We start from the raw sequence: 13,126 nt of genomic DNA on the forward strand, positions 1-13,126 counted from the left end.
TTTATTTTTTTACCTTCTATTAAAGGGGTATCTATCGTAGTGGTTAAAATATTTTTTTGACTCAAATGGGATGTGTAAAGAGGAATATTCATGCGTTTTAAGGGAATAAAATGGTATTTACTAAGGTTTTCCAGGATAATATGCTATCAATTTTTCAAATTCAGATAACATTCAGGACTGAAGGTAAAGAAAGTAAAAGTAGACAACGCTTGACAATGAAAATTACGATAGATACAATGAGAATGTATATTTTTTCTTATATACGATATACTCTTCTCAAGAAGAGAAGTAATATTCGGAGTAAGGTTTAAAACTTACCGAAATAATAATATGACATTTTAATTGTGAAATGAAGAAAGTCCCTTAAAAAAGCGGGACGACGGTCTTTGCTGTATGTTGTAATTTAATGTACATGCCGACAGTCTTTTTTCATTCATAGCAAGGGGAGGTGAAATCATGAGTAGTACAGTTTGGATACTCATCTCCATTTTGCTTGCAACAACAGTCGGTGCAGTTGTTGGCTTTTTTGTTCGAAAGTCTATTGCTGAAGCGAAGATTAATGGTGCGGCTAATGAAGCGAAACGTATTCTAGACGAAGCGAATCGTGAGGCTGAAGCACTTAAGAAAGAAGCGCTTTTAGAAGCAAAGGATGAAATTCATACACTTCGTACAGAAGCTGAATTAGAAATTCGTGACCGTAGAAGCGAATTACAAAAACAAGAAAATCGTTTAATGCAAAAAGAAGAGAACCTTGATCGTAAAGACGAAACGCTCGATAAACGCGAGCAGCAGTTAGAGAAGAAAGAGGATTCTCTTGTAGCGAGACAACAACAGATTGAAGAGTTGGAAAGCAAAGTGGGAGAGTTAGTTCAAAAGCAACAAACAGAATTAGAGCGCATTTCCAATCTGACACGCGAACAAGCGAAAGCAATTATTCTTGGTAAAGTAGAAAATGAAGTTTCTCATGAAATCGCTGTTATGGTAAAAGAAAGTGAAGTTCGCGCGAAAGAAGAAGCGGATAAGAAAGCAAAAGAGATTTTATCTCTTGCAATGCAAAGATGTGCAGCTGATCATGTTGCTGAAACAACCGTTTCGGTTGTAAATCTTCCAAATGACGAAATGAAGGGACGTATTATCGGGCGTGAAGGTCGTAATATTCGTACGTTAGAAACGTTAACGGGTATTGACTTAATTATCGATGATACACCAGAGGCGGTAATCCTTTCTGGATTCGATCCAATTCGTCGTGAAACAGCTCGTATCGCTCTTGATAAACTAGTACAGGACGGACGTATTCACCCAGCGCGTATTGAAGAGATGGTCGAAAAATCAAGACGTGAAGTGGACGAGTATATTCGCGAAGTCGGAGAGCAAACAACGTTTGAAGTGGGTGTTCACGGATTACACCCAGATTTAATTAAAATTTTAGGTCGTTTAAAATACCGTACAAGTTATGGACAAAACGTCTTAAAACACTCTATGGAAGTTGCATATTTAACTGGACTTATGGCAGCAGAGCTTGGCGAGGATGAAAAACTAGCAAGACGTGCTGGTCTATTACATGATATCGGAAAAGCGATTGACCATGAAGTAGAAGGTAGCCACGTTGAAATTGGTGTTGAACTCGCAACGAAATATAAAGAGCATCCTGTAGTTATAAACAGTATCGCATCTCACCATGGTGACACAGAACCAACTTCTATCATTGCAGTTTTAGTTGCAGCAGCAGATGCTTTATCAGCTGCAAGACCGGGAGCTCGTAGTGAAACGCTTGAAAACTACATTCGTCGTCTTGAAAAGTTAGAAGAGATTTCAGAGTCTTATGAAGGCGTTGAAAAATCATTTGCAATTCAAGCAGGACGTGAAGTTCGTATTTTGGTAAAACCAGATACAATCGATGATTTAGAAGCTCATCGTTTAGCTCGTGATATCCGAAAACGTATTGAAAATGAACTGGATTACCCAGGACATATTAAAGTAACTGTTATTCGTGAAACACGTGCAGTGGAATACGCAAAATAAAGTGGTGAAACACCACTTTATTTTTTTGTGTTGGAATTGGATAAAATAAAGACAGTTAGTTATATAGCGTAAAAGTGAAACAAACTTATAATAAACATATTATAAGGAATTTCCTTAATGCTATAGCAATAAAAAATGCAGTACATAGAAAGGGTAAGACATATGAGAATATTATTTGTTGGGGATGTAGTAGGATCTCCTGGTAGAGGTATGATTCAACAATACGTACCGGCATTAAAGAAAAAATATACACCTACAGTAACAATCATTAATGGAGAAAACGCAGCAGGTGGCCGTGGGATTACAGAAAAAATATATCGAAACTTTTTAGAATGTGGGGCGCAAGCAGTTACACTTGGAAACCACGCTTGGGATAATCGTGAAGTATTTGAATTCATCGATGATGCAAAATATCTTGCAAGACCAGCTAACTTCCCAGAAGGAACTCCAGGAAAAGGACTTATCTTTGTGAACTGTAATGGAACAGAAGTTGCAGTTATTAACTTACAAGGACGTACTTTCCTTCCTCCGATTGATTGTCCATTCCGTAAAGTGGATGAATTAATTAATATTGCGAAAAAACGTACGAATATTATCTTTGTTGATTTCCATGCGGAGACTACAAGTGAAAAACAAGCGCTAGGTTGGTATGTAGATGGACGCGCTACAGCAGTAGTAGGTACGCATACGCATGTCCCTACAGCGGATAACCGTATTTTACCAAGCGGAACGGCATATATTACAGATGTTGGGATGACAGGGCCATATGATGGAATATTAGGTATGGACCGAGAAGCGGTATTGAAGAAGTTTTTAACGAACTTACCGGTACGATTTGAAGTAACAAGTGGTAGAACGCAATTAAGTGCAGTGTTAATTGATGTGGATCCAAATACAGGAAAAGCAAAGAAAATTGAGCGCATTTTAATTAATGACGATCAACCATTTTTTGAGTAAATTTCCGTTAAATTTTAGATAAGTTATTATATTTTAATTTTTTAGAAAAATTACGAAAATTTAGCAGGAATACGCGCCATTCCTCGTGAATATAAGTTAAAGTGAAATAATTGCTAATACTTTTTAAAGAAACGAGGAGGAAACGCGGAATGGAAATATTAAAAGTTAAAGCAACGTCGGTCCCTAATTCTGTAGCTGGTGCACTTGCAGGTGTTATTCGCGAACGCGGAACAGCAGAAATTCAAGCTATTGGTGCAGGTGCATTGAACCAAGCGGTAAAGGCAGTAGCAATCGCAAGAGGATTTGTAGCGCCTAGTGGTTTGGACCTGATTTGTATCCCAGCGTTTACAGATATTATGATTGATGGCGAAGAGCGTACAGCAATAAAATTAATTGTAGAACCTCGTTAAGTTTTAAACAACCTGTTTGCAGTATGCAAACAGGTTGTTTTTATAATGGAGGAATGAAAATGAAAATTTTTGATGCTCATTGTGACGTGCTTCTTCAGTTATGGAGTGCACAAGGGAAAAGGAATTTTAACGATGATTCACAATTACATATTACATTTGAACAGTTAAAGAGAAGAAAAGGAAGTATACAATGTTTTGCTATATATGTACCAGAAACAGTGGCATATGAAAACCGATTTGAAGCAGCATTACAAATGGTAGATATTTTTTATAATGAAATTTTATCCCTACCAAGTGTAAAGTTTATTCAGACACAAGATGATATTAACATGTTAAAACAGGACGAGGTTGGAGCGATATTAACACTAGAAGGATGCGAAGCAATTGGAAAAGAAGCAATGAAATTACGGTTGTTGTATCGCCTAGGAGTACGTTCTTTTGGACTAACATGGAATTATGCTAATCTCTTAGCTGATGGTGCGCTAGAGACACGTGGGGCGGGTTTAACGAATTTTGGTAAACAGGTTGTACAAGAACTGAATGCGCTACATGTATGGACTGATGTGTCTCATCTAAATGAAAGAAGTTTTTGGGATGTTATAGAGATTGCAAAAAATCCTATTGCTTCCCACTCAAATTGTATGAAACTTTGCGAGCACCCACGTAATTTAAACGATGAACAACTTAAAGCTCTTATAAAGAAAAATGGCATGATCGGTGTCACTTTTGTACCGCAGTTTCTAACAAGTGAAAGGCAAGCAAATATAACTGATATCATAAAACATATCGAATATATTTGCTCGCTAGGTGGAGAAAACAATATAGGGTTTGGTTCAGATTTTGATGGGATTGTAGATACGGTTGTCAATGTATCTGCCTATGGAGATTATGAAAATGTCATGAATGAGCTTTATAAATACTATGCTGCATCTACTGTAGAAAGATTTTTATATGATAATTTTGTTGAACATATGAGTTTTTAAGTTTGTGGTTTAAAATTCAGAAAAATTAAAATTAATTCATTTGATTTTATTGCTTTTTTTAAGACCTAATACTAGAATGAAAAACAAAATAGCTTTATACTAAAGATTCAGGGAAATCAGAAGAGGCATAATTTGCGTCCGTTGTAGTTTATTTGCATAAAAAATGCTAAACTATTACTGTAAAAAAATACACTACAATGAATGCAGCCAAAAGGGGTGTAGGAGATGATTAGTCAACTTTCATGGAAAGTTGGAGGCCAACAAGGTGAAGGAATTGAAAGTACAGGAGAAATCTTCTGTATTGCATTAAACCGATTAGGATATTACCTATACGGTTACCGCCACTTCTCATCACGTATAAAAGGCGGCCATACAAATAATAAAATTCGTGTAAGTACAACAGAAGTACGCGCGATCTCAGATGATTTAGATATTTTAATTGCTTTTGACCAAGAAACAATTGATTTTAACTTCCACGAACTACGTCCAGGTGGAATTGTAGTTGCGGATGCGAAATTTAATCCAACAATACCCGACAATACAGATGTAAATCTATATGTGATACCGTTTACAGATATTGCTTCAGAATTAGGCACATCATTAATGAAAAACATGGTCGCTGTTGGAGCATCAAGTGCAGTATTAGGATTAGACGAAACAGCTTATTTAGATGTTGTTGAAGAAATCTTTGGTCGTAAAGGAGAGCAAGTCGTTCAAAAGAATATGGACGCAATTAAACGCGGCTCTCAATATATGAAAGAATTACTAGGTGAGAAAGTAAACATGATGCAGCTTGAAAAAGCTGATGGTAAAAAACGCATGTTTATGATTGGAAACGATGCAATCGCATTTGGTGCGGTAGCTGGTGGTGCTCGTTTTATGTCAGCATACCCAATCACACCTGCATCAGAAATTATGGAATACTTAATTAAAAAATTACCGAAAGTCGGCGGAACAGTAATCCAAACTGAGGATGAAATTGCAGCTTGTACAATGGCAATCGGCGCAAACTATGCTGGTGTTCGTACATTAACTGCATCTGCTGGTCCTGGTCTGTCATTAATGATGGAAGCAATCGGTTTAGCAGGTATTACAGAAACCCCATTAGTAATTGTTGATACACAACGTGGTGGTCCAAGTACGGGATTACCAACGAAACAAGAACAGTCTGACTTAATGGCGATGATTTACGGTACGCATGGTGAAATTCCAAAAATCGTAATGGCGCCAAGTACAGTTGAAGAAGCTTTCTATGACATTGTAGAAGCATTTAACTTATCTGAAGAATATCAAGTTCCTGTTATTTTCTTAACAGATTTACAGCTTTCGTTAGGAAAACAAACAGTAGAACCACTTAAATTAGATAAAGTGGAAATCCGTCGTGGTAAGCTTGATTTAGAAGCAGAATTACCAGAACGTGAAAATAAAGCATACTTCAAGCGTTATGAAGTAACTGAAGACGGCGTTTCGCCGCGTGTTTTACCTGGTATGAAAAATGGTGTTCACCATGTTACAGGTGTAGAACATGATGAAACTGGAAAGCCATCGGAATCAGCAATAAACCGTAAAGATCAAATGGACAAACGTTTCCGTAAAATGGAGAACTTGAAGTTTAATACCCCTGTTTATAAAAATGTTAAGCATGAAGAAGCAGACGTATTGCTTGTTGGATTTAACTCAACTCGTGGTGCGATCGAAGAGGCAATGACGCGTTTAGAACAAGAGGGTATGAAAGTAAACCATGCTCATGTGCGTTTAATTCACCCGTTCCCAACAGCTGAAATCGATCCACTTGTGAAAAAGGCGAAGCGTGTTGTAGTAGTAGAAAACAATGCAACAGGTCAACTTGCTAACATTATGAAAATGAATCTTGGTAATGGTGAGAAAATTTCTAGTCTTTTAAAATATGATGGAAACCCATTCTTGCCGAAAGAGATTTACAACGAATGCAAAAAAGGGGTTGTATTAAATGGCAACATTTAAGGACTTTCGTAACAGTGTAAAGCCAAACTGGTGCCCAGGTTGCGGAGACTTCTCAGTGCAAGCTGCAATTCAACGTGCAGCAGCTAACGTTGGCTTAAATCCAGATGAACTTGCTGTTATTTCTGGTATCGGCTGTTCAGGCCGTATTTCAGGTTATATTAATTCATATGGTGTGCATAGTATTCATGGTCGTGCCCTTCCGATTGCACAAGGTGTGAAAATGGCAAATCGTGATTTAACAGTTATCGCTTCAGGTGGTGACGGTGATGGATTTGCGATTGGTATGGGACATACAATCCATTCTATTCGTCGTAATATCGATATTACGTACATCGTAATGGATAACCAAATTTACGGATTAACAAAAGGGCAAACTTCACCACGTAGTGAAGCTGGATTTAAAACGAAAAGCACACCACAAGGTTCAATTGAACCATCACTAAATGTAATGGAAATGGCTTTAACAGCTGGTGCGACATTTGTGGCGCAAAGCTTTTCGAGTGATTTAAAAGAATTAACACAAATTATTGAAGCTGGTATTAACCATAAAGGATTTTCATTAATTAACGTATTTAGCCCATGTGTTACTTACAATAAAGTAAATACTTACGATTGGTTTAAAGAGAATTTAACGAAACTAAGCACAGTAGAGGGATATGATCCATCTAATCGCATGATGGCTATGCAAACGTTAATGGAAAATAACGGTTTAGTAACAGGTTTAATTTATCAAAATACTAAGCAACCATCATATCAAGAACTTGTTAAAGGCTATAGTGAAGAGCCTTTAGTGAAATCTGATTTAAATATGGATCAGAAAATGTTTGATGAGCTTGTTGCTGAATTTATGTGATGTAAGAAGAGGAGGTTGCCGATTTGGCAACCTTTTTTATGTGCAAAAAATATAGGGTAGTTTTATTTACTTAGAAAATTCAGAATGGTAAAATAATATGTAAATCGTTGTATGAAAATGGCAAGTTCATTGCTTATGAAATGTAAGATAATAAAGGGCCTCTGGATTGTTAAAATTGGCGAAACACGTCATACTATGGTAATGTTTATAGGGATAAAGCAATATGCTTTTTGGTAGGACAATAAGAAATGATAAAAAGGGAATGTCTATTTGCGTGGGGAAGACTTCATTCTTATGAATGATTAGATTGATTACTCAAGTTTCAAAGGACAAGTTATCTCCAAGCTATCTAACCATTTTTGAGGTGAGTCTAAGCGCATTAAAATGGACTATAGAGTGTGTATAGTTAAGGGTGAAAGGAGATTACCGATGAACGAGCAACAACGATTAGCAAGTCAACAAGCTAATTCCTCTACGAAAAAAGAAGAGAAAGATTATAGTAAATACTTTGAAAGTGTATATCAACCACCTTCCTTAAAGGATGCGAAAAAGCGCGGGAAAGAAGAAGTTAAAATTGAACGGGATTTTGGCTTACCTGAAGAGTTTCGCAATTTTGGTACAGGCCGAAAGTTCTATATTCGTACATATGGTTGTCAAATGAATGAGCATGATACGGAAGTAATGGCAGGTATTTTCACAACGCTTGGATATGAACCAACTTTTTCAACTGAGGATGCAGATGTAGTTTTATTAAATACTTGTGCGATTCGTGAAAATGCTGAAAATAAAGTGTTTGGTGAACTAGGCCATTTAAAGTCACTAAAACGAAGAAATCCGGACCTTTTAATTGGTGTATGTGGTTGTATGTCTCAAGAAGAATCTGTTGTAAATAAAATTATGCAAAAAAATCAGCATGTAGATATGGTGTTTGGAACGCATAATATTCATAGATTACCGTACATTCTAAAAGATGCGATGTTCTCGAAGGAAACGGTAGTTGAAGTTTGGTCAAAAGAAGGGGACGTAATTGAAAACCTTCCGAAAGTACGCCGTGGTGATATTAAAGCTTGGGTAAATATTATGTATGGCTGTGATAAGTTCTGTACGTATTGTATTGTACCGTATACACGAGGAAAAGAGCGAAGTAGACGTCCAGAAGATATTATCCAAGAGATTCGTCACTTAGCTGCGAATGGTTATAAAGAAATTACATTACTTGGACAGAACGTAAATGCATATGGTAAAGATTTTGAAGATGTAAAATACGGTCTTGGTGATTTAATGGACGAACTTCGTAAAGTTGATATAGCCCGTATTCGTTTTACAACGAGCCATCCACGTGATTTCGATGATCACTTAATTGAAGTACTTGGCAAAGGTGGCAACCTAGTAGAACATATCCATTTACCAGTTCAATCTGGAAGTACAGATATGTTGAAAATTATGGCGCGTAAATATTCGCGTGAGCATTATTTAGAACTTGTAAGAAAAATTAAAGAAGCAATTCCAGATGCAGTATTAACAACAGATATTATCGTTGGTTTCCCAAATGAAACAGATGAGCAATTTGAAGAAACGATGTCGTTATATCGTGAAGTAGGATTTGATACTGCCTTTACATTTATTTATTCTCCTCGCGAAGGTACACCAGCTGCAAAAATGAAAGATAATGTACCGATGGAAGTAAAGAAAGAACGTCTTCAACGCTTAAATACACTAGTAAATACGTTGGCAATTGAAAAGAATAGTCGTTATAAAGGTCAAATTGTAGAAGTGTTAGTTGATGGGGAAAGTAAAAATAATCCGGAAGTACTTGCAGGTTATACTCGTACGAATAAACTTGTAAACTTCGTTGCTTCAAAATCTTTAATTGGTCAGCTTGTGAAAGTAAAAGTAACGGAAGCAAAAACTTGGTCTCTTAACGGGGAATTAGTTGAAGAGCCGATTGAGGTGAAATAATAGATGAAAGTATATTCGAAAGATGACATTGTTGAACAAGCGAAAGAATTAGCAAAAATGATTTCTGAAACAGAAGAGGTTGATTTTTTTAAGAAAGCAGAGGCGCAAATTCATAAAAATGAAAATGTAAAGCGCGCAATTGATGAAATTAAAGCACTGCAAAAACAAGCAGTAAACTTGCAACATTACGGGAAATGGGAAGCTTTAAAAAAGGTAGAAGCTGAAATTGATGCATTGCAAGATAAGTTAGACAGTATTCCAGTTGTACAAGAATTTAAATCTTCACAAACATATGTAAATGACTTATTACAGTTAGTTGCTAGTACAATTTCTAACAACGTAACAGATGAAATATTAATTTCAACTGGTGGCGATGTACTTAAGGGTGAAACTGGCGCAGCGGTAGAAAGTAAAAAAGGAAATTGTGGTTGTTAAAGAGATGTCATATTGACATCTCTTTTTTTTAGTTGATTAAACGTAAGTTCTTCTCAAAAAAAGAATGACACATTCCGCTATTGTCACGCATATGATTAAGTGAATAGTGATTGAGGAGGGTTACGAATGTCCGAATTTAGAGAGATTATTACAAAAGCAGTGGTTGGAAAAGGACGTAAGTATACAAAGTCAACGCATACATGTGAATCGAATAATGAACCAACAAGTATTTTAGGGTGCTGGGTAATTAACCACTCGTACGAAGCAAGAAAGAATGGGAAGCATGTGGAAATTGAAGGTTTCTATGATGTGAACACTTGGTATTCATTTGATGGAAATACAAAGACTGAAGTTGTAACAGAACGCGTGAACTACACGGACGAAGTCAGCATTGGTTATCGTGATAAAAACTTTTCTGGTGACGATTTAGAAATTATTGCTCGTGTTATTCAGCCACCAAATTGTTTAGAAGCGCTGGTATCACCAAACGGTAATAAAATTGTTGTAACTGTAGAACGTGAATTTGTAACAGAAGTAGTTGGAGAAACGAAAATTTGTGTAAGTGTAAATCCTGAAGGCTGCGTAGAATCAGATGATGATTTCCAAATTGCTGATGATGAATTTGAAGAATTAGATCCGAACTTTATCGTTGATGCAGAAGAAGAGTAATAGAAAGCTAGGGAGAAGTTCTTCCTAGCTTTTTACTTTACATAAGTGGCGCTGAATGAACATGATTCTTTATGAAATATGTTATAATGAAGATAGACTCCTGAAATAGGAGATATGGATGTCCGTGAAATGTGACATATATGAAAATTGATTACTATGTAAGAATTATGGAGGAAAAGTATGACGCAATATACCCCTATGATACAGCAATATTTAAAGGTTAAGGCAGACTATCAAGATGCCTTTTTATTTTTCCGATTAGGCGATTTTTATGAAATGTTCTTTGAAGATGCCGTTAAAGCAGCTCATGAGCTTGAGATTACATTAACGAGCCGAGATGGTGGCAGTAGTGATCGTATACCGATGTGCGGTGTACCCCATCATGCAGCTAAAAACTATATTGAACAACTTGTTGAAAAAGGATATAAAGTTGCTGTTTGTGAGCAAGTGGAAGATCCAAAAACAGCTAAAGGTGTAGTGCGCCGTGAAGTAGTACAACTAATTACGCCAGGAACGATGATGGAAGGGCGTACAATTGATGAGAAAGAAAACAACTTCTTAGCCGCATTAACACATTTTGAAGATGGATCATATGCTTTAGCTTGTAATGATTTAACGACTGGACAAAATACAGTAACGTTATTGACTGGTTCAGTAGAAGATATTTTATTGGAAGTGTATGCAACTGGTTCGAAAGAAATTGTTGTAGATTCTTCATTTTCTAAAGATGAATTAAATAAATTAACTGAAACGTTAAAAATGACAATTTCATATGAAGATGCAACGGCAATTCCTGAAGGATTAGAACATCTTGTGAAAAATGTTTCGCAAGCAAAGTTAATTAAAGCAATTGGACGCTTATTTAACTATGTGATAAGAACGCAAAAACGTTCATTAGATCATTTACAACCTGTAGAAATTTATTATACGAATCAATTTATGAAAATTGATGTGCATTCAAAGCGAAATTTAGAGCTGACGGAAACACTTCGAACGAAAGAAAAAACAGGATCATTATTATGGCTATTGGATAAAACAAAAACAGCTATGGGTGGTCGTATGTTAAAACAGTGGATGGAACGTCCACTTATTCAGAAAGAAAAAGTTGAAGAGCGTTTAGAAATGGTTGAAACATTTGTAAATGATTACTTCTTACGTGAAGATTTAAAAGAAAAATTAAAAGAAGTATATGATTTAGAACGTTTAGCAGGAAAAGTTGCATTTGGTAATGTCAATGCAAGGGACTTATTACAGTTAAGACGATCTTTACTTCAAGTGCCAGCTATTTTAGAAGCGATTAGTTTGTTAGATAATGCTTATGCAGCAAGGTTAATTCAAGGAGCGGATCCATGTGAGAGCTTAACTGAATTACTAGGAAGAAGTATTCAAGAAAACCCACCGCTTTCTATTAAAGATGGAGATATTATTAAAGACGGTTATAATGACAAGCTTGATCAATATCGTTACGTTAGTAAAAACGGAAAAACGTGGATCGCTGAGCTTGAAAAACGAGAGCGTGATATTACAGGAGTTAAATCGTTAAAAATCGGGTACAACCGTATTTTCGGCTACTACATTGAAGTGACGAAGGCGAATCTTGCAGCACTTCCAGAAGGCCGCTACGAACGAAAACAAACGCTTGCTAATGCTGAACGTTTCATTACAGATGAACTGAAAGAAAAAGAAACGTTAATTTTAGAAGCAGAAGAAAAAATTGTACAACTAGAATACGATTTATTTACAGCGCTTCGTGAAGAAGTAAAAGTATTTATTCCGAAATTACAACATTTAGCAAAAGTAATTAGTGAATTAGACGTACTGCAAAGTTTTGCGACAGTTAGTGAAGAAGAACAGTTTGTAAAACCTGTACTAACAACGAAGCGTGAAATCTTTATTAAAGATGGTCGTCATCCTGTCGTTGAAAAAGTATTGAACGGGAAATTGTATGTACCGAATGATTGTATTATGCCAGAGAAGATGGATGTCTTTTTAATTACAGGACCGAACATGTCTGGTAAAAGTACGTATATGAGACAATTAGCACTTGTAACTGTTATGTCGCAAATCGGTTGTTTCGTACCAGCAACAGAAGCAGTATTACCTGTATTTGATCAAATCTTTACGAGAATTGGTGCAGCGGATGATTTAATATCAGGTCAAAGTACATTTATGGTCGAAATGTTAGAAGCGAAAAATGCAATTGCAAACGCATCAGAAAGAAGTTTAATTTTATTCGATGAAATTGGACGAGGTACATCTACGTATGATGGTATGGCACTTGCACAAGCAATCATTGAACATATTCATGACCAAATTGGTGCAAAAACGTTATTCTCTACGCATTATCACGAATTGACTGTGTTAGAAGAGAGTTTAGATCAACTGAAAAATGTACACGTTTCAGCAATTGAAGAGAATGGAAAAGTAGTATTCCTTCATAAAATTCAAGATGGAGCAGCTGATAAAAGTTACGGAATTCACGTTGCGCAACTTGCAGAGCTTCCAGATAGCTTAATCGCCCGCGCGAAAGAAGTGTTAGCACAACTAGAAGGACAGGAAGAAATTATTATTCCAAAGCGTGTAGAAGTAAAGGTACAAGAAGTTGTTCCAGAACCTGTAGTTGTAAAAGAAGAACCGGCAGAAATACAAGAAAAGAAAGAAGAGACTGAAGAAGAGTCACAACTATCTTTCTTTGGAGGAGACCAATCTTCAAAAAAACAAGACAAGCCTGTGCTTGATCAAAAAGAAAGCGCAGTACTTGCGCAAATTAAAAAAATTGATTTACTTGATATGACACCTTTAGAAGCGATGAACGAATTGTATCGCTTACAGAAGAAGTTAAAGAAAGGATGAGT

The 13,126-nt window shown here is 36.2% G+C and carries 10 protein-coding genes; all 10 read left to right on the top strand.

The window, feature by feature from the left end; translation table 11 throughout:
* The first annotated feature begins 456 nt into the window (after nt 1-456).
* The 10 genes from rny (at nt 457) to mutS (ending at nt 13,124) form a co-directional block, all read left to right on the top strand.
* Entirely contained in the window at nt 457-2,022 is a 1,566-nt protein-coding gene (gene rny / locus IBT51_RS06675; protein WP_000099769.1) for a ribonuclease Y, read from the top strand.
* Nucleotides 2,023-2,184: 162 nt separating this feature from the next.
* Nucleotides 2,185-2,979 carry a TIGR00282 family metallophosphoesterase gene (locus IBT51_RS06680; protein ID WP_001221097.1) on the top strand — a complete coding sequence of 265 codons (795 nt, stop codon included), beginning with the start codon at nt 2,185-2,187 and terminating at the stop codon, nt 2,977-2,979.
* Between the two features lie 149 nt (nt 2,980-3,128).
* A complete protein-coding gene (spoVS, locus tag IBT51_RS06685) occupies nt 3,129-3,389 on the top strand; it encodes a stage V sporulation protein SpoVS (protein WP_000404341.1) in 261 nt (86 codons plus the stop codon).
* A 59-nt stretch (nt 3,390-3,448) separates the two neighbouring features.
* On the top strand, nt 3,449-4,372 hold the full coding sequence (locus tag IBT51_RS06690) for a dipeptidase (RefSeq protein WP_053563766.1): 924 nt from the start codon (nt 3,449-3,451) through the stop codon (nt 4,370-4,372).
* A gap of 225 nt (nt 4,373-4,597) precedes the next feature.
* Nucleotides 4,598-6,355 carry a 2-oxoacid:acceptor oxidoreductase subunit alpha gene (locus tag IBT51_RS06695; RefSeq protein WP_000625417.1) on the top strand — a complete coding sequence of 586 codons (1,758 nt, stop codon included), beginning with the start codon at nt 4,598-4,600 and terminating at the stop codon, nt 6,353-6,355.
* Nucleotides 6,342-7,208 carry a 2-oxoacid:ferredoxin oxidoreductase subunit beta gene (locus IBT51_RS06700; RefSeq protein ID WP_000190155.1) on the top strand — a complete coding sequence of 289 codons (867 nt, stop codon included), beginning with the start codon at nt 6,342-6,344 and terminating at the stop codon, nt 7,206-7,208. The genes IBT51_RS06695 and IBT51_RS06700 overlap by 14 nt, the downstream gene beginning before the upstream one ends.
* A gap of 429 nt (nt 7,209-7,637) precedes the next feature.
* Nucleotides 7,638-9,167 carry a tRNA (N6-isopentenyl adenosine(37)-C2)-methylthiotransferase MiaB gene (miaB, locus tag IBT51_RS06705; protein ID WP_001005393.1) on the top strand — a complete coding sequence of 510 codons (1,530 nt, stop codon included), beginning with the start codon at nt 7,638-7,640 and terminating at the stop codon, nt 9,165-9,167.
* A gap of 3 nt (nt 9,168-9,170) precedes the next feature.
* Nucleotides 9,171-9,602 (top strand): YlbF/YmcA family competence regulator, encoded by a 432-nt coding sequence (locus IBT51_RS06710; protein ID WP_000870460.1) that lies wholly within the window; start codon nt 9,171-9,173, stop codon nt 9,600-9,602.
* 126 nt (nt 9,603-9,728) lie between these two features.
* Nucleotides 9,729-10,271: an outer spore coat protein CotE gene (gene cotE / locus IBT51_RS06715; protein WP_001288799.1), complete on the top strand. Its 543-nt coding sequence runs from the start codon at nt 9,729-9,731 to the stop codon at nt 10,269-10,271.
* 180 nt (nt 10,272-10,451) lie between these two features.
* Entirely contained in the window at nt 10,452-13,124 is a 2,673-nt protein-coding gene (gene mutS / locus IBT51_RS06720; RefSeq protein WP_000195993.1) for a DNA mismatch repair protein MutS, read from the top strand.
* Nucleotides 13,125-13,126 lie beyond the last annotated feature (2 nt).

This window comes from Bacillus sp. S71 (genome assembly GCF_016625265.1).
GTDB classification, from domain to species: domain Bacteria; phylum Bacillota; class Bacilli; order Bacillales; family Bacillaceae_G; genus Bacillus_A; species Bacillus_A cereus.